This is a genomic window from Mycolicibacter sinensis (assembly GCF_001673565.1).
Lineage (GTDB): Bacteria > Actinomycetota > Actinomycetes > Mycobacteriales > Mycobacteriaceae > Mycobacterium > Mycobacterium sinense_C.
On the sequence record NZ_LZMF01000027.1, the window covers coordinates 1 to 20,637 of the forward strand.

Here is a 20,637-nt window from a genome sequence, read left to right on the forward strand (position 1 = left end):
GCCGGCTGTTTTTCGCTCATGGTGGAGCGGACGGAGCCGACCGTCCGCTATGTCGCCGTCGACGGTGCCGTCAGCCGCATCGAGCCCGGCACCGACGACCATCACGCCGAGCTGGCCCACCGCTACCTTCCCCCCGACCGGGCCGAGAAGTTCCTCGAGTTCGCACGGACCGAACTGGGCGAGTACGTGGCCATTCATCTGCGCCCCCAGCACTGGCTCTCCGCTGACATGGGAGCCATCTAGCCGCTATGGGGGCCAGGAGGCTGCTGTTCCGGGCCATGTACCGGCTGGGGTTCACCCCGTGGGATGGCCACGCCCTGGCGCGCGGACTGCGCAATCTGGTCGAGATCGACGCCAGCGTGGCGTTGTCCCCGGGTACCGCACTGGATCTCGGCTGCGGCACCGGAGACAACTCGATCTACCTGGCGCAGAACGGATGGCGGGTCACCGGCGTCGACTTCGCCCCGCGGGCGTTGCGCACCGCGCGGGCCAAAGCCCAGGCCGGCAAGGTGTCGGTGCGGTTCGTCTGCGCCGACATCGCCCAACTCGCCGCAGCCGGTCTCGGTGACGACTTCGCTCTGGTGACCGACAGCGGTTGCCTGCACGGGATGAACGACCACGATCGGGAGGTCTACGCCCGGCAGGTCAACGCGGTGACCGGACCCGACTCGCGGCTGCTGATCGTCGCGTTCACCCCTGGCGCACTGTTCGGCGTCCGCGGCATCGACGAGGCCGAGATCGCCCGGCTCTTCGCCCCGGAGTGGGAACTGGTCAGCTCCGGCGATGAGCCGAACTATCTGCCCGCCAACGGCGGCCAGCCGGTGCGCCATTACCTGTTGGCGCGCCGGCCCTGACCGGTTAGCCCCCGCAGGCGCTGGGCAGCAACATCATCAGCGGCCACAGCAACACCCCGGCCACCGTCGCCACCTCGTAGATGCTGTTGGGCGGTATGCCGAACTGCTGCTCGGCCCGGGTTTGCAGCAGTTCCACGCCGTCGGGGCGCAGGAACAGGCACACCACCCCGATGATCACGTACACCAAACCCAGCCACAGCGCCGTTTCCAGCAGTTTGGCGATGCTCACGTTCACCCGGTAGTCCAACAGACGCGAAATCCCCCGAAGCCACTCGGGTTCGGGGGATTGCACGCCTGCGAGCCTAGCTAAAGGAGCGAGGACGGCGGGGTGAACCGGTCGCCGTATTTGGCGGCCAGTTCCTTGGCCCGCGCCACGAAGGCCTCCTTGCCCACGCCGTGCGGCCCTTCGTAGCCGACGATGAACTGGTGGGTGCCACCGGTCCATGGCGGGAACCCGATGCCCATGATCGCGCCGATGTTGGCGTCGGCGGTCGAGGTCAGCACCCCCTCGTCGAGGCACTTCTGGGTCTCCAGCGCCTCGGCGAACAGCATCCGGTCGATCATGTCCTGCAGCGGCGGGGTGGAACTGCCGGAGTTGAACGTCTCCCGCAGGCCCGACCACAGACCGGTGCGCTTGCCGTCGGCGTACTCGTAGAAGCCGGCGCCCTTGAGACGCGACGGACGGCCGAGCCCGATCATCTTCTCGACGACCGTCTCGTTCATCTGCTTCTCGTAGGTGCCGCCGGCCGCCTCGATGCCCTCGCGGGTGGCGACGGCGATCTTGTGCATCAGCTCCAGGTTCAGCTCGTCGGACAGCTGCAGCGGTGCCGCCGGGTAGCCGGCCTGCAGTCCGGCCTGCTCGATGCTGGCCGGCTCCACACCCTCACCGAGCATCATCAGCGCCTCGTTGATGAAGGTGCCGATCACGCGGGAGGTGTAGAAGCCGCGGCTGTCGTTGACCACGATCGGGGTCTTCTTGATCGCCAGCACGTAGTCGAAGACCCGGGCCAGCGCCTCGTCGGAGGTCTTCTCGCCGCGGATGATCTCCACCAGCGGCATCTTGTCGACCGGCGAGAAGAAGTGGATGCCGATGAAGTCCTCCTGGCGCTTCACGCCGGTCGCCAGACCGGTGATCGGCAACGTGGAGGTGTTCGACCCCAGCAGCGCGTTGGGCTCGACGATGTCCTCGATCTCCTGGAACACCTTGTGCTTGAGGTCCTGGCTCTCGAACACCGCCTCGATCACGAAGTCGACGCCCTTGAGGTCGGCCGGGTCGCCGGTCGGAGTGATCTTGTCCAGCAGCGCCTTTGAGCGCTCCTCGGTGGTGCGGCCGCGCTCCAGAGCCTTGGCTTCCAGCTTCTCCGAGTAGCCCTTGCCCTTCTGCGCCGCCTCCAGGCTGACGTCCTTGAGCACCACGTCGTAACCGGCCTTGGCCGACACGTAGGCGATGCCCGCGCCCATCATCCCGGCACCGAGCACACCGATCTTCTTGATCGGGGTCTGGCCGATGCCGTCGGGCCGGCTGCCGCCGCCATTGATGTGCTGCAGATCCAGGAAGAACGCCTGGATCATGTTCTTGGCGACCTGGCCGGTGACCAGCGAGGTGAAGTACCGGCTCTCGATGCGGCTGGCGGTGTCGAAGTCCACCGCCGCGCCCTCGACCGCGGCCGAGAGGATGGCCCGCGGTGCGGGCATCGGCGCACCCTTGAGCTGCTTGCGCAGCAGGGCCGGGAACGACGGCAGGATCGCCGCCAGCGACGGCGTCGACGGGGTACCGCCGGGCATCTTGTAGCCCTTGACATCCCACGGCTGGGTGTGGGCGTCGGGGTTGGCCTTGATCCAGGCCTTGGCGGCCGGCACCAGCTCTTCGACGGTCGGCAGCACCTCGTCGACCAGGCCGATCTCCTTGGCCTTGGCCGGCTTGAACCGGGTGCCCTGGGCCAGCACGTTCATGAACGCGTTCTGGATGCCCAGCATGCGCACCGTGCGGGTGACACCGCCACCGCCGGGCAGCAGGCCCAGGGTGACCTCGGGCAGGCCGAGCTGGCTGCCCTTGGCGTCGGCGGCGATCCGGTGGTGGCAGGCCAGCGCGATCTCCAGGCCGCCGCCCAGCGCCGCACCGTTGATGGCGGCGACGACCGGCTTGCCCAGGGTCTCCAGCGCGCGCAGGTCGGCCTTGATGTTCTCCACCTGGTCGAACGCCTGCTGGGCGTTGTCCGGGCCGACGTTGATCATCGCCTTGAGGTCGCCGCCGGCGAAGAAGGTCTTCTTCGCGCTGGTGATGACCACACCGGTGATCGAATCCTTCTCCGTCACAAGGCGTTGCACCGCGTTGTGCATGGATTGGCTGTAGTGCTCGTTCATCACGTTGGCCGACCCGGTCGGGTCGTCCAGGGTCAGCGTGACGATGCCGTCAGCGTCCTTGTCCCAGTTGATGGTGTTCTCTGCCATTTTTGAAAAACCCTCTCAGACGCGCTCGATGATGGTGGCGACGCCCATGCCACCGCCGATGCAGAGTGTGATCAGAGCGCGGCGGGCACCCCGGCGCTCCAGTTCGTCGACCATGGTGCCGGTGATCATCGCGCCGGTGGCGCCCAGCGGGTGGCCCATGGCGATGGCGCCACCGTTGACGTTGAGCTTCTCGTCCGGGATGTTCAGGTCCTTCTGGAACTTCAGCACCACGGAGGCGAAGGCCTCGTTGAGCTCGAACAGGTCGATGTCATCGACGGTCATGCCGGCGCGGTCGAGCACCCGCTGGGTGGCGGGGGTCGGGCCGGTGAGCATGATGACCGGGTCGGCGCCGGACGTGGCCGCGGCCACGATGCGGGCCCGCGGGGTCAGCCCCTGCTCCTTGCCGGCTTTCTCGCTGCCGATCAGCACCAGCGCGGCGCCGTCGACAATCCCGGAGCTGTTGCCGCCGGTGTGGACGTGGTTGATCTTCTCGACGAAGTGGTATTTCTGCAGCGCCACGTCGTCGAAGCCGCCCATCGCGCCGATCCCGTCGAACGCGGTCTTGAGCTTGCCCAGGCCCTCCAGGGTGGTGTCGGGCCGCATGTGCTCGTCGTGGTCGAGCACGACCAGGCCGTTCTGGTCGCGGACCGGGACCACCGACTTGGCGAAGTAGCCGCCCGACCAGGCCGCGGCGGCCTTCTCCTGGCTGCGCAGCGCGTAGCGGTCGACGTCGTCGCGGGAGAAGCCCTCGATGGTGGCGATCAGGTCGGCGCCGATGCCCTGCGGCACGAAGCCGATCTGGTAGTTGGTGTTGGGGTCGCTGGCCCAGGCGCCGCCGTCGGAGCCCATCGGGACCCGGCTCATCGACTCCACGCCACCGGCGAGCACCAGGTCGTCGAACCCGGCCTTGACCTTGGCGGCGGCGGTGTTGATGGCCTCCAGGCCGGAGGCGCAGAACCGGTTGAGCTGGACGCCGCCGGTGGTCTCGGGCATGCCGGCGGCCAGCATCGCGGTGCGGGCGATGTCACCGCCCTGGTCGCCGACCGGCGACACCACGCCGAAGACGGCGTCGCTGATCTGGTTGACGTCCAGATCCGGGTAGCGGGTGCGCAGCTCGTTGACCAGGCCGACCGCCAGGCTGACCGGCTTGATCTCGTTCAGCGCCCCGTTTTTCTGCTTGCCGCGCGGGGTGCGAATGGCCTCGTAGATGAAGGCTTCTTCGGACATGACTGGAGTTCCTCTTCGGTATTGGGTGTTCTTCGATTGCGTCCTGCTGGGCAGCGTAGACCTCTGGTTCTCACCCTAACAGGGCTGCCTATCAACCGGATGGTTGGGCAGTTGCGGCCGGGCCATTGGCCGAGCGTGAACGTGGCTTCACACTCGGCGCCCAGCGTGAAGGCAGCTTCACGCTGGGCGCCTCTGCGAGCACGCTTTAGGCTCGATATCCATGACGGTGTCGCGGCTGCAGCCCTATGCCACCACGATCTTCGCCGAGATGTCGGCGCTGGCCGCGCGGATCGGCGCGGTCAACCTCGGGCAGGGGTTTCCCGACGAGGATGGGCCCACGTCGATGCTGGACGCCGCCCGCGCGGCGATCGCCGTCGGCGTCAATCAGTACCCGCCCGGGCTCGGCGTCCCCGCCCTGCGCGAAGCGATCGCTCGTCAGCGCAGCCGGCACTTCGGCATCGACTACGACCCGGAGACCGAAGTGCTGGTGACGGTCGGGGCCACCGAGGCCATCGCCGCCGCGGTGCTCGGGCTGGTCGAGCCGGACTCCGAGGTGCTGCTGATCGAGCCGTTCTACGACTCCTACTCGCCGGTGGTCGCCATGGCCGGGGCGCGGCGGGTCAGCGTGTCGCTGGTTCCCGACGGCCGCGGCTTCGCCCTTGACACCGACGCGCTGCGGCGCGCCATCACTCCGGCGACCCGCGCGCTGATCGTCAACTCCCCGCACAACCCGACCGGCACGGTGTTCACCGAGTCCGAGCTCGCGGCGATCGCCCGGATCGCGGTGGAGGCCGATCTGCTGGTGATCGCCGACGAGGTCTACGAGCACCTGGTCTTTGCCGGGCGGACCCACCTGCCGCTGGCCGGGTTCGAAGGCATGGCGCAGCGCACCGTCACCATCTCCAGTGCGGCGAAGATGTTCAACTGCACCGGCTGGAAGATCGGTTGGGCCTGCGGACCGGCTGACCTACTGGCCGGGGTACGGGCCGCCAAGCAGTACCTGAGCTATGTCGGCGGGGCGCCGTTCCAACCGGCGGTGGCGTTAGCACTCGACGCCGAGGACGCCTGGGTCTCGGCGCTGCGCACCACCATGCAGACCCGCCGGGACCTGTTGAGCGAGGGACTCCGCCAGGTCGGTTTCGAGGTGCACGACAGTTTCGGCACCTATTTCCTGTGCGCCGACCCGCGACCGCTGGGCTACGACGACAGCACCGCGTTCTGCGCCGAACTGCCGCATCGGGCCGGGGTGGCGGCGATCCCGCTGTCGGCGTTCTGTGTACCGGCGGCCGAAGCGACCGCCCCCGAGGTGTGGAATCACTTGGTGCGGTTCACGTTTGTCAAACCGGAGAACACCCTCGACGAGGCGATCCGGCGACTGGCGGTGCTGCGGGACGGGCCGGTCACGGCTCGGTAGGCGTCGCGCCGTCGCCCATCACCCGCTCACGCAGCCGCTCGGTGGCGGTGGCCAACACCACCTTGCTGGCGCGCCGGACCAGAAACGCCGGAATCGGCCCCGACGGTTCCACGGTGATGTCGAAGCGCACCCGGGTGCTGTCCGGACCTTCCCGGGTCAAGGTGTACTCGACGTGCTGGGCGCGTTGCTGCGCCGTTGCTTTGGCATCCCAGACCATCCAGTCCGGGCCCCAGTGATACTCCAGAATCTCCTTGTCCACCAAGCCCAGAACCTTGATGGTGGCGCGGACGTGGTGGGGGCGGCCGTCCTCGTAGGTGTCGAGGATTTCCACCCGCTTGTGCACCGGCGACCACGACACCAAGTCAGCGACGTCGGCCAGCGCGTCGAGAATTTTCTCCGGCGGCGCCTCAATCACAATTTCCCGCGATGCTCGAACAGCCACTGCCCCGAGCCTAGTCGGGCGACCAGCGCCCGGCAGCGTTTCCCCGAACCGAAGTCAGCGACCCTTTTTGATCTTGAGCACTTGTGACCGCAGACCGTCGGTGGCGGTTTTCATGCCGCCCTTGAGGGTGCTTTTGAGCAGGAACCCAGGGATCGGAATCGACGGGTCGACGCTTAAGTCGAAGCGGACTTTGGTCTTGTCGCCCTGTGACGTCAGGGTGTACTTGGCGTCCTGCGCCTTGAGTTGGCCGGCCGACACCAGCGTCCAGCCGACGCTCTCGGCGGTCCAGGTGTATTCGACGACCTGCTCGTCGGTGAGACCGGCGGCCTTGATCCGCAGCCGTACCCGGCGCGGACGGCCGTTGTCGTAGGTGTCGAGTACCTCGGCGCTCTGGTACTGCGGGGACCAGGAGGGCACGTTCTCGATGTCGGCGAGGACATCGAAGATCTCCTCGGGGCCGGCTTCGATGACCACTTCGCGGGAATCCTTGACTGCCATGGCTGGCAACGATAGCCAGCCCTGCGGTGGCGCGCGGGGATTTGCGCCGCACGAAGCGGTCGCGCTCCCGGCCGGCGGTGGCACGATGGAGTTCATGCATGTGACCCCGCGCATCGCCGCACCCCTGCTGGCCGCCGTGGCATCGGCATTGGCCGTCGCGCCCGCCGCGCACGCCGACGACGCCAGCTATCTGGCGCAGGTCAACGCCTCGCCGGTGGCCATCCCGATCGCCGATGACGTCAAGGTCAGCTCGGGCCACTACGTCTGTGCTTTGTTGCGGATGTATGGCCACACCGGGACCTACCGGTCCGGGCTCTCGCCGGGGGACGTGGTGCGCCAGCTGACCAACACCTTCCACTACAGTCCCGAAGCCGCCGACGTCCAGATCGCCGCCGCGCAGTCCGAACTCTGCCCGGAGACGTTGCGGCCGTGAGCGTTTAGCCGAGGCCGAACCCGGCGCCCGGACCACCCTTGGCGTTGACGTCGGCGAGGACCTCCTTGAACATCACGATCCCCGGCCCCGACTGGTCCGGCGGGGCGACCGGGGTGGAGCCGTCGCGGACCATGCCGACGATCAGGTTGTCGATGGTGATCGGTGACCCGTCATCCCCGGGTTGCCACCACTCCTGAGCGGTGGTGTTCACGCCGTCCGACCCGATGTCGTAGCAATTCAGGCCGGTGCCCTGGCCGAGCTTGCATGCCTGCTTGGCGGCGGCAGGTTCGGGCGCGGCGGGTGCTGGGCTGGCGGCTTCGGGGGCGGCGGGTTCCGGGCCGGCAGGCTCCGGGTTAACGGGTTCCGGCTCCGGGGGCCCGATACCGAAGATTCCGAAGCCTTCGTAGTCGGCGATCGGTTTTACCTTGACCGGATCGAACTCGATCACGGCGTAGCCCACCGCATCGTCGGCGGCCACCACCGTGCCCACGGTCCCGCGCTCTTCGGCGCCCTCTGCGACGACTTCAGAGCCCGGTCCGCCGCAGTGGGCTGAGGTGAAACCGATCAGCCGGCCGTCACTGTCGTGGCCCATAGCGGTCAGCGTGCACAGCGTGTCGTCGTGGAGCACGATCGCAGCACCGCCGCCGAGCAGAATCTGGTCACCGGCCGCGGCGCCGGCCGGCAGTCCGATGGCTGCGATCACGGCGGTAACGACGACCGCCAACATCGACCGGAGATCCACAGCGGCTCAGTCTAGGGTCCGACCGCTAGCGAACCGCGCCCGAAACGCTGTCGGCGGCCTATGGGGCCGCGACGCAGATGATGGTTTTTCCCTGTCCGCGATATGCCGGGTCGAACGCCTTGAGCCCGTCCGCAAGCGGAAGGACTGTCCCGACCTTCGGGGTCAGCCGGCCGTCGCCGACCCGGCGCTCCAAGGCGGCCAGCTGGTTGCGGTCGGGTTCAACGACGAAAAAGACCGCCCGCGCTTTGTCCGGATGTACCCGCGGCGGTTCGGCGATGGTGACGAGCGTCCCCCCGGCACGCACCAATGGGGCTGAGCGATCAAGGATCTCGCCGCCGACCACGTCGAACACCACGTCGACTTCACCGACGTCTTCGAGTCGGTCCGCCTGCAGGTCCAGGAAGGCGTCGGCGTTGTTCCCCAGCACGGCGTCCCGCTGTCCGGCTCGCCCACTTCCGATCACCCGAGCGCCGGCATCGTGGGCGAGTTGCACCGCGATCGACCCGACAGCCCCGGCAGCGCCATGGATCAGCACCGTCTGCCCGGGCTGGAGGCCGGCGTGGTCGAACAGACCCTGCCACGCCGTCAAACCGGAGATCGGCAGTGCCGCCGCAACCGTATGGTCGATACCGGCCGAGAGCGGGGCCAGGTTACGAGCCTCTACCGCAACGTATTCCGCCAGCGTCCCGTTGCGGGCCCAGTCGGTGATACCGAAGACACGTTGACCGACGGTCACACCCGTTGTGCCATACCCTAATTCGGCGACAACACCGGAGACTTCGTGGCCGGGAATGGTCGGCGTGCGGTCCCGTCCGGCTCGGTCGGTCCACGTTGCGGGCCAGTCCAGCTCCCCCGGCGTGGACGCCGCCGCATGCACCCGAACGACGACGTCGTTCTCGGCGGCATGCGGATAGGGCATGTCGGCCAGGGACAGACCCGACGTCCCGGCCGAGCGGTCTTGCACGACGATCGCCTGCATCGTTCCTCGTCTCAACTGGATGGGCACCTCCATCACACCCGCTGCAGGTCATCAAGTCCAACGAATGCTTTTGATACGTCCCATCTCCATCGTTGATAGAAAGAGTTATGGAACTGCGCCAGCTTGAACACTTCGTCGCCGTGGCCGGCGAGCTGAGCTTCTCCCGCGCCGCCCACCGCGCTCACGTCGTGCAATCCGCGCTCTCCACGTCGGTCGGCAAGTTGGAGAAGGAACTCGGCGTCGAACTGTTCGACCGGTCCCGCCAAAAGATCAAGCTCACCCCCGCCGGCGAACTGTTCCGCGAGCAGGCCAGCCAAGTTCTGCACACCGCTCGGGTCGCCAAAGACTCCGTCAGCGACTTCCGGGGCCAACTCACCGGGACCGTCGACCTCGGCGCGCTCATCACCTCCGGTGCGCTGGACGTCCCCCAGGTGCTCGGACAGTTCCACCGGGACTATCCCTTTGTTCAGATCCGGTTGCGACAGAGCCAAACCGGTTCCAGCGCGTATCTGTCGGAGATCGCCGACGGATCACTCGACCTGGCGCTGGTGTCGGCCCCCGACCGCTTCCCGGAGCGCGTTCAGATGCGCCTGCTGCGCCAGGAGCCCATGGTCTTCGTCTGCCGCGCCGACCATCCACTCGCGGCAAGAAACCGCGTCGCCATCACCGAACTCACCGGCGAGGATCTCATCGGGTTCCCACCACAGTTCGGACTCCGGCGCATCGTCGACGACGCGTTCGCTGCCGCAGGCGTCACCGCGCATACACCGCACGAAGTGGCGCTGGAGTACTCGATCGCCGCCGACTTGGTGCGGCATGGCATCGGCACCATTTTCATGCCCGCCAGCGAGGCGGCGCGCTGTCCCGACCTGCGGGCGCTGGCCGTGCGGCCCGCGGTGGTCTGGAAGATCTATCTCGCCTCTGCCGCGCAGGCCAAGCTCGGGCCGGCGACCGCCAAGTTGGCCGAGATGCTGCTCACGCTGGCTGCTGACTGACAGAAACGAGAAAACCCGCCGCAATGGGCGGGTGCTCTGAAGTGGCCAGGGCCGGGATCGAACCGGCGACCTTCCGCTTTTCTGCTCTCAGGAGAGGAGCGATGTGCTTCCCTGTTGACGCACCGGGTTCGAGCACTTGCGACACCGTAGACACACGTTGAACGACAGTTCGCAAGGCAGGACGAGAAGGGGAACAGGTGCACAAGGTACCCATCGCCTACATGAGGCTAGATTCTCATGAGGGCACAGCCATTCTGGGTGTCCAGGTCATGCAACCGGTGGAGCGGCTCGCGGCTTCCGTGTTCGCACACGATTCCATCGACGTGGCCTGGCGCGCGGGCCTCGAACTCAAACCCACCGACAATCCGCTTGTATGGACCGCTGCCTGGAAGCTCAATCCTGACCTTCCTTCTCTGTTAGAGGTGGGTAATGTCAACGATACGGACCCGACCTGGGCGCCAATCGATATTGGCAATCCACGATGGGTTTTTCTAAGACCGGAAGCCGGCGACGGTGAATGGCTAACTGGAGAACTTGCCCAGGCCGAACTCGTCCGCATTGAGGCCCTGCGGGAGCAACGTTTTACAGCGCCATTCAAGTCGACTAGTACACACCAAAGTGCACCAGCATTTCTAATCCTTGCGCTCGCTGACAATCTCCTGATCACGCAACCACAGCGAGTGCCGGGGATCTCACTTAGTCCGATCACAACGATTCTCGGCGAGGATGTGCGCACCGTCCTCAACCGGATTCTTCGTGAGCACGGAATCGTCACTCAATGGCTCTCCAAGAAAACGTGGCTAGCCCAGATGCGGAGCAACAGACCCGCGGTGCTGATCACATGTCACATACAGGCGGGTACCCCTGGCGCCGCCGCGACTCAAAGCCGCGAAATCATAAAGCAACTGTTGGACATGATGACCTTGCGGCGAGGAGCAGCCGCCAACCTAATCGCGGGCGTTGTTACGAGCCAGAATGAACACGGCAGCTACGACCTACGTGATGCCTGGATCGAACACAGCGGGTACCGTGAGAATCTCCTGGGCGGTTTTATCGCGGGAGAAGACGTCCACGCACTCCAGAAATCGTGGAGCGGCTTACGAGCAAATTCTCGAGCTCAGCTCTGGGTATCGCTCTACGCCGATGCTGTACGCGACCCCCGCTGGGAATACCAGTTCTTTCGATGCTTCAACCTGCTTGAGGCAATCGCCGATACGGTGGTGTCGCCAAACCGCGTAATTCCGGATGAAGCAGGAAACCCAAGGCGGTTCCGAAGCGGAACCGGTAATTACACGACTAGGCAGGCGCAGGGCAAAGTCTACATATTGCTGTTGCAGTTGGAAAGAAGGACCGCTGACGATCGACTTTGGGATGAAGTCGGGCACTGGGTGCGAGTGCGGAATGACGTTGCTCATGAGGGCACGTGGCAGGCGCCGGGAACAGGCGAAACAGCGGAACACGCAGCGACTCGCAGGGCCATTGTCAACTACGGGCAGGACGGCACATTCGAAACCGGAACAAAACGGTTTGTCGGCAAGATCCGCGAGTCTGTGAAGCAGACGTTATATGCGGCCATTCACGGCACGTTGTAGAGCATTCCTGACGATGCGCACTGCACCCGTGAACAGACCCGGCGTGCTGCCGGTTGGCATTACCGGGTCATCACGGCACAGCTTGCGGTCATCGAGTAGGTGCATCGCTAAACGCGGCAGGTGTCACCGCGGTCAAGTCCATGGACGTGGTGTACGGCGCCGTCGTGCGGTGATTCTTCGTTGCGGCGGTTTCGGCGGTCAGTGCCGTCTGTATCGCCCCGCGCGGGCCGTGCCGCAGCAACCAATGCCCCTGTCAGCGAGTCCACACGAGTGCTGTGCTCGCCCAGGAGCGAGTTCCAATCAGAGTCGGTAGCGGTTCCTCAACCAGGCGAGATCGTCTTCCCAGTCGCCGATGGCTTCGGACATGTCCGCGCCCTTATGTCTTGCGTTGGCGATAAACCCAGCGAGACACCGCTCGATCTTCTCCGCGCGGGCCCGGGTGTTCGGCTCCCCCCATTCACGTATGTGCGCTGCTGGGTGGGTCGATGTTGCGACCAGCTTTGCCGCATAGACCTTTTCAAGGATGCTTCGGCGACGGGCAGGGCCAAGGCCGTTTCGGCCAACCCTATAGCCCATTTGTTTAAGTACTCCGGGGTCGGGTCTGCCACCCGCATCGAAGTTCACTACCAGCGCGTCCGCATGCCCGTCAGAGCCACGACCTGCGGGGCGAGTACGTCTGCTTGACAGGTATTTGGCGGCTTTACCTGCAACTACAACCGCGCCCCCTACGGCTAGAACGACACCGCCCGCGACGGCGGCAGCTACGGCGAGTGCGCCCTCGTAGTCGGAGTCGCTGGACTTGTAGCTCATCGATCGCGTTTCCTTCCGGCGGACTTGTCCGCCTAGTCCGGGTGCCAGTCCGGCGCCGTGCCGTCTCGTTTTGAGGTCTAGGGCTTCAATTGCACTGCCCTGGAATACTAGGTGCGCACGTTTGCCGAGTCAGGCAGTTTCTCCCCGGGGCCGACCAACTCCGCAACGCCCGCCCCAGCATGACCCAAGACGTGTACATGAACCGAGGACGGGTTCACACCCAAGTGGCCGACGTTCTGGACCGGGCGGTAGGAATAAACGACGAATAAACGGCAAGTGATCTTGAACGCCGAGACGAAAACCGCCTCTGAAGTGGCCAGGGCCGGGATCGAACCGGCGACCTTCCGCTTTTCAGGCGGACGCTCGTACCAACTGAGCTACCTGGCCGGAAGGCACCGTGTGCCTCGCCGTATAAAGCGACCCTGACGGGACTTGAACCCGCGACCTCCGCCGTGACAGGGCGGCGCGCTAACCAACTGCGCCACAGGGCCTTGCTGTTCGCTCCGTTGTTACCACCGATGCGAGCACCCCCAACGGGATTCGAACCCGTGCTACCGCCGTGAAAGGGCGGCGTCCTAGGCCACTAGACGATGGGGGCCAGAACCGAATCTCTCCGAGGCACTCGCAACGTGTCACGTTGGGAGCTTCGCTAGCTTAGGGCACGGCGGGCCCAATCCTCAAACGCGGCCCCCCTCAGGCCCGAACGGGGAGGCAGTATCCTGTTCCGGCACGGCCCCTATAGCTCAGTTGGTAGAGCTACGGACTTTTAATCCGCAGGTCGCAGGTTCGAGCCCTGCTGGGGGCACCTCATCGACGGCGCCGGCGCGGCGTCGCCGCCGCACCACCGGATCCGCCGCTGTGATGCTTTTCATAGCTACGAGCCGGGCAGCGCGGCGCTCAGATAGGTCAGATCCCCGAACGCCACCGCCAGCGGATCATCGCCGTACTCCAGGCCGGCCTCGGCGTAGAGTTCGGTGACCTGCCGGCCCGACACCGTCCAGCCCGCCGCCGTCAGGTAGTCGACGATGTGGTTGCGCTCGCCGTGGTAGATCAGCTCGCCGATCTCGACCTCGCAGCCGATGGATTGCAGCTTCTCCCGGTGCTCGCGCCACTCCGGGCCGGAGAACACCGTGGTGTCCTGAATGAATTCGCAGGCCAGCCGGCTGCCCGGCGCGCTGAGCCCGGTGATGGTGTCGAACAGGGCGTCTTGATCGTCCGGCTGCAGGTAGACCAGCAGGCCCTCGGCGCTCCACACGGTGGGAGCCTGCGGGTCGAATCCGGCGGCCCGCAGCGCGGCCGGCCAGTCGTCGCGCAGGTCGATGGCCACCGTGCGGCGCTCGGTGGTCGGCTCGGCACCCAGACCGGCCAGGGTGGTGGTTTTGAAGTCGATGACCTGCGGCAGGTCGACCTCGTAGACCACGGTGCCGGCCGGCCAGGCCAACCGGTAGGCGCGCGCGTCGAGCCCGGCGGCGAGGATGACGGCCTGGCGGATGCCGCCCTGGGTGGCGGACTCGAAGTGCTCGTCGAAGAAGCGGGTGCGCACGCCCATGCCGTGGCCCATCCGGACCGGATCGAAGTCGTCGCCTTCGGGGAACGCGATGTCGCCGTCCACCATGCGGGTGAAGAAGTCGATGCCGACGGCACGTACCAGCGGCGCCGCGAACGGGTCGTTGATCAGTTTGTCCGGGCCGGTGGTGGCCAACGCCCGCTGCGCCGCCACCATGGTCGCGGTCGCTCCCACACTGCTGGCCAGGTCCCAGCTGTCACTATCCGAACGCGTCATCAACCGTTCCTTCCGTTTTTTCCATCAACCAAACTATCTAGACAGGCTACCGACTGTCGCTGTGCTGGGACACTACGCCGCCGGCGACGACGGTTAGCGCGACCAGGTCGGCGTCGAGCGCGGCCAGCGCCTCGGCCGGATCGGCGGCCAGCAGGCACAGGTCGCCGGGTTCGCCGGGCGCGATCCGGCGCGGTATCGCGGGCCGGTCGGCGCGGCCGGTGAACATCGCCAGTGCGGCGTGCGCCGAGACCCGCTCGGCCGCGCCCAACACCGCCCCACTCGGCGTGCTCCGGTGCACCGCCGCGCGCATGGCCGCCCAGGGATCACCGTCACCGAAGGGTGTGTCGGTCGACAGCGCCACCGCAATCCCGTTGTCCCGCAACGACGCCAGCCGCCACAGCTCGTGCTGGCGGTCGGGCTCGATGGCAGCCAGGTAGTCGTCGCCGCGTTCGGCGACGAAGTTGGGCTGGGTGATCACGGTGATGCCGAGCGCGGCCAGGTCGGCCAGCCGGTCGTCGGGCACCACCGCCGCGTGTTCGATGCGATCATCGCGATGCACCCCGGCGGACTGCCAGGCCGCGATCGCCACGGTCAGCTGCGCATCGGTGACACAGTGCAGCGCCACGCCGTGGTCACGGAGGTGGTTGTCGCCCAGTGTTTCCGCCAATGCGTCCAGGTCCAGGCGAGCGTCGTCGAGGATGATCTTGGTCGGCCCGAGGGTGACGCCCGGCGCGACAGCAGTTCCGGCGGGCGCCAGGCAGTGCAGGCGTTGCAGCAGCTCGCCGGCGCGGCGTGCCGCGGCGAACGCGGCGAGATCGGCCTCGCCGTGGCCGGGGGTGGCCTCGGTGATGCCGGTGACGCCGCGGGCGGCCAGTCGGCGGCTCAATGTCGTCAGCGACGGCTCGCGTTGCGGCAGCCGTGGCACCGGGTCGCCGTGGGCGCGCAGCAGCCGGCCGTCCGCGTGGTCGGCCATCCCGATCCGGGCCAGGCCGGCGGAGTTGAGCACCCACAGCGCCCCGCTGCGGTGCGCCACCCGCACCGGGGTCTCGGGGCAGAACCGGTCCAGCAGTGCGGCATTGAGCTCGCCGGCGACCGATTCGTGGTAGCCATACCCGCGCACCCAGCCGTCGGGATCAGCGGTCGCGGCCTGCAGGGCGGCGGCCAGGTCATCGAGGGTGCGCACCTGCGGGGGCCCCAGACAGACCGAATCCAGCGCCGCGGCCGCCGAGCGCAGATGCAGGTGGTGATCGTGCAGCCCCGGAATCAGCGTCGCGTGGGCCGCGTCGAGCACGTCTTCGCCGCGGCGCGCGTCCAGCCGGGGCGCGACGTCGGCGATGGTGTCGCCGAGGCGGACATCGACCACCGATCCATCCAGCAGCACCGCGCGCTGGATCAGCACCGTGACACCAACTCGCCGACCCGTGCGTTGTCGGCCCCCAACCGCGGGCCGGCGGCCGCAATGCGCGGGCGCCCAGGTGGCGACGCCGGGTGCTCACCGCCGCGATGCAGCGGCAGCGTGGCGTAGCTCGCGGCGACGGCGGCCAGCGAGAAGGTGATGACCTCGCCGCCGCCGCGGGCCAGCGCGTCGAGCACCGCGACGGTCGCCTCGATGCCGGTCAGCGGATCGGCGATGGCGTCGCCGCAGAACACCGGGTCGCCGGCGGCGTCGAAGCCCACCAGCCCGCCGGCGACCGCGGCGTCGTCACCGAACCCGGGGAACCCGTCATGGCCGGTGATCTGCAGCCACACCCGCCCGGGCCGGCCCGCCACGTCGAGCGGTCCCAGCCCGCGGCGGGCCAGCGCGGCGGGACGCGAGCCTTCCAACACCACATCGGCGGCCGCCAGCAACCGCGTCAGAAACGCCGCGTCGCGATCGAAATCGATGGCGCACGAGAGCTTCCCGGCGTTCATCCAGTCGAAGAACGCGCGGTCCCCGGCGCGGGTTCCGTCCGGGCGGGACGGGCTTTCCACCTTGACCACCGTGGCGCCGGCCTGCGCCAGCAGCTGCCCGCACAGCGGCCCGGCCCACAGCGAGGTCAGGTCGACGACCAGGGCACCCCGCGGTTCGCGACCCGGCCCCGACGGCCCGACCCGGCGGACCAGAGGTGCCGCGGCAGCGGCCTCGCCCAGCACGGCGGCGGGTAGATCGAGCAGTCGGGCACGCCCGACGACGTCGGTCACCGGTTTCTCGGCCGCCCACGCCGCGATGGCCGCCCACGGCTCGTCGGGGCGCTCGGTTTCGATGAGGGCGGGCACGGCGTCGATGTCGTCGGGACGCGACAACGTGATCGCCCACCAGCCGTCTGCCGCCGTCAGCAGCCGGGTGGCTCCCCCGGCCGAGCGGCGCCCGCCGCGACTCCAGCCCCGCAGCCCGGCACGCCCGGCCAGCAGGGTCGCGGCATCAGCGCCCAGGCCCAGCTGATCAACGGCTTCCCCCGCGCGCTGCAGCACCGCGGCGCGGGAGAAATCCGGGGGGCCGTCGGGCGCACCGGTCAGCCAAGCCAAACCGGATGCGCCCCAAGCCGCCTCCATCATCGGGGCGTCGCGATCTCGTCCACCAGCCCCCAGCGCAGGGCGGTCGGCGCGTCGATGGTGCGTCCGGACAGCATCAGATAGCTGGTGCGCCACCGTCCGATGCGGCGGGTGATGCTGACGGTGCCGCCGGCGCCCGGTATCAGCCCGAGGTTCAGCTCCGGCAGGCCCAGCACCGTGTCGGGGTGCGCCCGCACCCGACCGCAGAAGGCGGCCATCTCCAGTCCGCTGCCCAGTACCTGGCCGTGGATGTCGGCGCGGCAGCGGTCGCCGAGCCGGGCGGTCAGCGCGTCCAGCGCCAGCGCGGGGCTGTAGCGGGTGCGGGCCAGGTGCGCGCTGGCCACATCGGTGAAGCCGCCGAACTCGGCGAGGTCGCCGCCGCTGCAGAAGGACCGCCCGGCCCCGCACAGCACCACCTCGTCGATCGAGGTGTCCGCGGCGGCTACCGCGAGCCCGTCGAGCAGCGCGGCCCGCATCGCGTTGGTGAAGGCGTTGTGCCGCTGCGGCCGGTTGAACCGCAGCCGCAGGGTGTCGCCGTCCCGATCGATGAGCACCGGGTCGCTGGTGTCGGGCGCGGTGGCCGGCCCCCGCTCGGCCAGCCAGCCGGCGAACTCCGGGCCGGCCTGCAGCACCGAGTAGGCCAGTGATTCGGTGACCACGCCGGCCCGAGCGGGCGCGGCCGGATCCACCGCGCGCAGCACGTCATCGCAGATCGCCGCCGTGTGCGGTCGGCGCCGGCACCGATCGGCGATGTCGGCCAGCGCCTCGGCCACCGATTCGACGGTGATCACCCGGCGATCGGCCACCTCGGTCTCCGAGAGGGTGAAGCTGGCGCGCTCGAGCCAGTGCTCGGCGTGCGCGGTGCCGAACCGGACGCCGGTCGCGATGACGATCCCGGCGCCGGGCTCGGCGTCGGGTGTCGCCTCGAGGTCGACCACGCTGATCATGACGCACGTCAGCGTACCGATCGCCGGTGCTCGACCGGCTCCTGGCGGTAGCGGAACTATCAAAAAATGATAATGTCGTTCTCATTCACGACGCATTACGGGGAGCCGAGCGGTGAGCATTTCGTTGTTGCTGGAAATGGCGGTGTCCGCCGACCCGGACCGGGTCGCCGTCGTCTGCGAATCGACGCGCTACACCACCGCGGAGCTCAACGCCCTCGCTGACGCCGGGGCCGGCGTGATCAACGAGACCGGCGCGCGCAGTGTGGCCTACGTCGGGATGGGCGGCGACATGCTGCCGCTGCTGCTGTTCTCCGCGGCGCGCGCCGGTCAGCCCTTCGCGCCGCTGAACTACCGGCTCAGCGGGCAGGCGCTGCGCGAGCTGATCGCCCGGCTGCCGCAACCGCTGCTCGTGGTCGACAAGGAATACCTCGACCTGATCGGCGAGGCCGGCGACCTCGGTGTCGCCCAAATCGATTCGGATACTTTCTGTGCCCGGGCGCGCACCACCACCCCGGCGGTGCAGTGGCCGGACCCCGACGACGTGGCGGTTGTGCTGTTCACCTCGGGCACCACCTCGGCGCCCAAAGCCGTTGAGCTGACTCACAACAACCTGACCAGTTACGTGACCGGCACGGTGGAGTTCGGCTCGGCAAAGCCCGAGCACGCCGCGCTGATCTGCGTTCCGCCGTATCACATTGCCGGTGTCGGAGCGGCGCTGAGCAACCTCTACGCCGGACGCAAGTCGGTCTATCTGCGTCGCTTCAGCGCCGCCGAGTGGATCCGGCTGGTCCGCACCGAGGCGGTGACCACCGCGACCGTGGTTCCGACCATGCTCGAGCGCATCGTCTCGGAGCTGGAAGCCCGCCCGACCCCGCTGCCCACCCTGCGCAACCTGGCCTACGGTGGCTCCAAAGTGGCCCTGCCGCTGGTGCGCCGCGCGCTGGACCTGCTGCCCGAGGTCGGCTTCGTCAACGCCTACGGGCTGACCGAGACCAGTTCGACGGTCGCGGTGCTCACCCCCGAAGACCACCGCACGGCTTATGAGTCCACCGACAACGCCGTCCGCAAGCGGCTCGGGTCGGTCGGGCGTCCGGTTCCCGGGATCGAGGTCGTCATCCGCGACGACGACGGCCGGCCGGTTGGCACCGGCGTGCCCGGTGAGTTGTTCGTCCGCGGCGAGCAGGTCTCGGGCACCTACACCGGCATCGGGTCGGTGCTCGACGCCGACGGCTGGTTCGCGACCCGCGACCTTGCCGTGCTCGACGACGAGGGCTACCTGTTTATCGGCGGGCGCTCCGACGACACCATCATCCGCGGCGGCGAGAACATCGCCCCCGCCGAGATCGAGGACGTGCTGGTCGAGCACCCCGAGGTCCGCGAGGTCGCGGTGGTCGGCGCGCCGGATCCGGAGTGGGGCCAGATCATCGTCGCGTGCGTGGTTCCGGCGCCGGGTGCGTCACCCGACCCCGACGCGCTGCGCGAGTATGTTCGGGAACAGCTGCGCGGATCCCGCACGCCGGATCGGATCGTCTTCCGGCCGGAGTTGCCGACCACCCCGACCGGCAAGGTGCTGCGCCGGGAGATCGTGAACGAACTGCAAACAGTGAATGCCGAAGGGGCGCAATGATCAAGTCCGGTACCCGTCTGAAGAGTCAGGTGTGCGACACCCAGGTCATCGTGGTGAAGACCGCCGACAGCCTCGATGATCTGCGCGCCGGCGGCGCCCCGATGGTGCCCCTGGAGGACAGCGCCTCCGGCGGCGCGGCCCTGGACCCCGATTTCGCCGACGGCGCGGTGATGGGCAAGCGCTATGTCGACGACGCCGGCGCCGAGGTGCTGGTCACCAAGGCCGGCGCCGGGACGTTGAGCATCGGCACCGCGCCGATGGCCATCAAGGAAGCCAAGCCGCTGCCGGCCAGCGACTGACCGGCAGCGCCGACCCCCTCAGGCCTGCTCTGGCACCGGCCGGAAGAACACCGCCAGCTGCGCGATCCCACCGGCCAGGCCCAGCCCGGCCGCGATCAGCAGGCCGGTCCACCCGTCGCACCAGTTCTGCCCGAACAGCAGGTGGTCCAGGCTGAGCGGGCCGGCGCCGAGCATGGCGATGCCGACCGCGACGACGGCCAGCACCAGGTTGTACTCCCAGCCGCTCTTGACGATGAAGAAGCCGTTGCCGCGGTGCACCGTCCAGGCCGCCACCAGCATCAGCGCGACGAAGCCGGCCGCGGGAATCGGCGTGAGCAGACCGGCGGCCAGGCCCAGTCCGGCGGCGATCTCGGTTCCGGCGGCCATCCGGGCGTGGAAGGTACCGGGCCGCATGCCGATGCTGTCGAACCAGCGTGCCGTGCCGGCGATCCGGCCCCCGGAGAAGATCTTGTTGTAGCCGTGCGCGGCCATGGTCAGGCCGAGGCAGAGCCGGACGATCAACAGTCCCACGCCGTAAGCGGTCATCGAATGGGTTCTCCTTCAGCTTGGTCTTCTTGGGTATCGGGCTGATCCGCAACGCGCATCAGGTGCTGGAGCCGGCCGACGAAGACCGGCGGGTAGACGCCGACGCCGGCCCGGGTGATCCAGTCGGCGGCGAATTCGGGTCGGCTGATCCACTGGGCGGCGCCGACTTCATCGTCCGCCTCCTGGAGCATGAACACCTCACGGGGATTGTCAAAAGCCTGGAATATCAGGATCTTACGGATCCCCGCGGCGGCGAAATCCTTCGCGGTGGCACGCACGTGGGCGATCAGCGCCTCGGCGTCGACGACTTCGGCCACCGCCGCGACCACCACGCCCGGCGCCTCAGGCGCCGGCTGCGGGTCGGCCAGTTCGATGCGCTCGGCGAGCGCCCCGGCGAAAACGGCCGGGATGTCGTCGACGCCGACGGCGTCGAACCAGCCCATGAAGGCCTCGTCGCGCAGCAGGTCGGTCACCGGCTGCGCGGCGC

At 68.0% G+C, this 20,637-nt stretch carries 21 protein-coding genes, 4 tRNA genes and 1 pseudogene; 9 read left to right on the top strand and 17 right to left on the bottom strand.

The window, feature by feature from the left end:
- Nucleotides 1-243 (top strand): annotated as a pseudogene (locus tag A5648_RS04695) (pyridoxamine 5'-phosphate oxidase family protein); the annotation flags it as partial.
- Nucleotides 244-248: 5 nt separating this feature from the next.
- On the top strand, nt 249-854 hold the full coding sequence (locus A5648_RS04700) for a class I SAM-dependent methyltransferase (protein ID WP_065023429.1): 606 nt from the start codon (nt 249-251) through the stop codon (nt 852-854).
- A gap of 4 nt (nt 855-858) precedes the next feature.
- Here A5648_RS04700 and A5648_RS04705 read toward each other — a convergent pair whose 3' ends face one another.
- Genes A5648_RS04705 through A5648_RS04715 form a run of 3 tightly spaced genes read right to left on the bottom strand, consistent with a single transcriptional unit; the run spans nt 859 to nt 4,532 of the window.
- A complete protein-coding gene (locus A5648_RS04705; RefSeq protein ID WP_234787290.1) occupies nt 859-1,146 on the bottom strand; it encodes a hypothetical protein in 288 nt (95 codons plus the stop codon).
- A 14-nt stretch (nt 1,147-1,160) separates the two neighbouring features.
- Complete coding sequence (locus A5648_RS04710; protein ID WP_065023430.1) at nt 1,161-3,305, bottom strand: 3-hydroxyacyl-CoA dehydrogenase NAD-binding domain-containing protein; 2,145 nt, start codon at nt 3,303-3,305, stop codon at nt 1,161-1,163.
- Between the two features lie 15 nt (nt 3,306-3,320).
- Entirely contained in the window at nt 3,321-4,532 is a 1,212-nt protein-coding gene (locus A5648_RS04715; protein ID WP_065023431.1) for an acetyl-CoA C-acetyltransferase, read from the bottom strand.
- Between the two features lie 220 nt (nt 4,533-4,752).
- Here A5648_RS04715 and A5648_RS04720 point away from each other — a divergent pair, with 220 nt between their 5' ends.
- Nucleotides 4,753-5,946 carry a pyridoxal phosphate-dependent aminotransferase gene (locus A5648_RS04720; RefSeq protein WP_065023432.1) on the top strand — a complete coding sequence of 398 codons (1,194 nt, stop codon included), beginning with the start codon at nt 4,753-4,755 and terminating at the stop codon, nt 5,944-5,946.
- On the opposite strand, the gene A5648_RS04725 is transcribed toward A5648_RS04720, so the two are convergent.
- Together A5648_RS04725 and A5648_RS04730 are read right to left on the bottom strand one after the other, a co-directional pair.
- Entirely contained in the window at nt 5,933-6,388 is a 456-nt protein-coding gene (locus A5648_RS04725; RefSeq protein ID WP_065023433.1) for an SRPBCC family protein, read from the bottom strand. The genes A5648_RS04720 and A5648_RS04725 overlap by 14 nt on opposite strands.
- A gap of 54 nt (nt 6,389-6,442) precedes the next feature.
- Nucleotides 6,443-6,886: an SRPBCC family protein gene (locus A5648_RS04730; RefSeq protein ID WP_065023434.1), complete on the bottom strand. Its 444-nt coding sequence runs from the start codon at nt 6,884-6,886 to the stop codon at nt 6,443-6,445.
- On the opposite strand from A5648_RS04730, the gene A5648_RS04735 reads away from it, so the two are divergent.
- Nucleotides 6,885-7,319: a DUF732 domain-containing protein gene (locus A5648_RS04735; RefSeq protein WP_234787291.1), complete on the top strand. Its 435-nt coding sequence runs from the start codon at nt 6,885-6,887 to the stop codon at nt 7,317-7,319. The genes A5648_RS04730 and A5648_RS04735 overlap by 2 nt on opposite strands.
- A gap of 4 nt (nt 7,320-7,323) precedes the next feature.
- On the opposite strand, the gene A5648_RS23925 is transcribed toward A5648_RS04735, so the two are convergent.
- Nucleotides 7,324-8,061 (bottom strand): serine protease, encoded by a 738-nt coding sequence (locus tag A5648_RS23925; RefSeq protein WP_165607298.1) that lies wholly within the window; start codon nt 8,059-8,061, stop codon nt 7,324-7,326.
- A gap of 58 nt (nt 8,062-8,119) precedes the next feature.
- Entirely contained in the window at nt 8,120-9,040 is a 921-nt protein-coding gene (locus A5648_RS04745; RefSeq protein WP_065023435.1) for an NADP-dependent oxidoreductase, read from the bottom strand.
- 107 nt (nt 9,041-9,147) lie between these two features.
- Between A5648_RS04745 and A5648_RS04750 the strand changes: the two genes are divergently transcribed.
- Nucleotides 9,148-10,035 (top strand): LysR substrate-binding domain-containing protein, encoded by an 888-nt coding sequence (locus tag A5648_RS04750; protein ID WP_065023436.1) that lies wholly within the window; start codon nt 9,148-9,150, stop codon nt 10,033-10,035.
- A gap of 197 nt (nt 10,036-10,232) precedes the next feature.
- Nucleotides 10,233-11,627, top strand: coding sequence for a hypothetical protein (locus A5648_RS23655; protein ID WP_131810520.1), 1,395 nt, complete (start codon nt 10,233-10,235; stop codon nt 11,625-11,627).
- 300 nt (nt 11,628-11,927) lie between these two features.
- Here the strand turns inward: A5648_RS23655 and A5648_RS23660 are convergent, their stop codons facing one another.
- The 4 genes from A5648_RS23660 to A5648_RS04765 form a co-directional block, all read right to left on the bottom strand.
- Complete coding sequence (locus tag A5648_RS23660) at nt 11,928-12,437, bottom strand: hypothetical protein (RefSeq protein WP_131810521.1); 510 nt, start codon at nt 12,435-12,437, stop codon at nt 11,928-11,930.
- Between the two features lie 313 nt (nt 12,438-12,750).
- Nucleotides 12,751-12,824 (bottom strand) — tRNA-Phe (locus A5648_RS04755).
- Nucleotides 12,825-12,854: 30 nt separating this feature from the next.
- Nucleotides 12,855-12,928: transfer RNA gene (locus A5648_RS04760), tRNA-Asp, on the bottom strand.
- Between the two features lie 34 nt (nt 12,929-12,962).
- A tRNA-Glu gene (locus tag A5648_RS04765) sits at nt 12,963-13,035 on the bottom strand.
- Between the two features lie 134 nt (nt 13,036-13,169).
- On the opposite strand from A5648_RS04765, the gene A5648_RS04770 reads away from it, so the two are divergent.
- Nucleotides 13,170-13,242 (top strand) — tRNA-Lys (locus A5648_RS04770).
- Nucleotides 13,243-13,311: 69 nt separating this feature from the next.
- On the opposite strand, the gene A5648_RS04775 is transcribed toward A5648_RS04770, so the two are convergent.
- From A5648_RS04775 to A5648_RS04790, 4 genes are read right to left on the bottom strand one after another with little or no spacing between them, the layout of a single operon-like run.
- Nucleotides 13,312-14,220 carry a class I SAM-dependent methyltransferase gene (locus A5648_RS04775; protein ID WP_065023437.1) on the bottom strand — a complete coding sequence of 303 codons (909 nt, stop codon included), beginning with the start codon at nt 14,218-14,220 and terminating at the stop codon, nt 13,312-13,314.
- A gap of 46 nt (nt 14,221-14,266) precedes the next feature.
- Complete coding sequence (locus tag A5648_RS04780) at nt 14,267-15,619, bottom strand: amidohydrolase family protein (protein WP_065023438.1); 1,353 nt, start codon at nt 15,617-15,619, stop codon at nt 14,267-14,269.
- On the bottom strand, nt 15,613-16,755 hold the full coding sequence (locus A5648_RS04785) for a CoA transferase (RefSeq protein ID WP_065023439.1): 1,143 nt from the start codon (nt 16,753-16,755) through the stop codon (nt 15,613-15,615). The genes A5648_RS04780 and A5648_RS04785 overlap by 7 nt, the downstream gene beginning before the upstream one ends.
- Nucleotides 16,752-17,699, bottom strand: coding sequence for an enoyl-CoA hydratase/isomerase family protein (locus tag A5648_RS04790; RefSeq protein ID WP_065023440.1), 948 nt, complete (start codon nt 17,697-17,699; stop codon nt 16,752-16,754). The genes A5648_RS04785 and A5648_RS04790 overlap by 4 nt, the downstream gene beginning before the upstream one ends.
- Before the next feature lie 112 nt (nt 17,700-17,811).
- Here A5648_RS04790 and A5648_RS04795 point away from each other — a divergent pair, with 112 nt between their 5' ends.
- Nucleotides 17,812-19,326: a class I adenylate-forming enzyme family protein gene (locus tag A5648_RS04795; protein ID WP_065023441.1), complete on the top strand. Its 1,515-nt coding sequence runs from the start codon at nt 17,812-17,814 to the stop codon at nt 19,324-19,326.
- Complete coding sequence (locus A5648_RS04800; RefSeq protein ID WP_065023442.1) at nt 19,323-19,625, top strand: hypothetical protein; 303 nt, start codon at nt 19,323-19,325, stop codon at nt 19,623-19,625. The genes A5648_RS04795 and A5648_RS04800 overlap by 4 nt, the downstream gene beginning before the upstream one ends.
- Before the next feature lie 18 nt (nt 19,626-19,643).
- Here A5648_RS04800 and A5648_RS04805 read toward each other — a convergent pair whose 3' ends face one another.
- Nucleotides 19,644-20,150 carry a DoxX family protein gene (locus A5648_RS04805; RefSeq protein ID WP_065023443.1) on the bottom strand — a complete coding sequence of 169 codons (507 nt, stop codon included), beginning with the start codon at nt 20,148-20,150 and terminating at the stop codon, nt 19,644-19,646.
- Nucleotides 20,147-20,637: fatty-acid--CoA ligase (locus A5648_RS04810; protein WP_065023446.1), on the bottom strand; the 491-nt coding region annotated here is incomplete at its 5' end. The genes A5648_RS04805 and A5648_RS04810, both read right to left, overlap by 4 nt.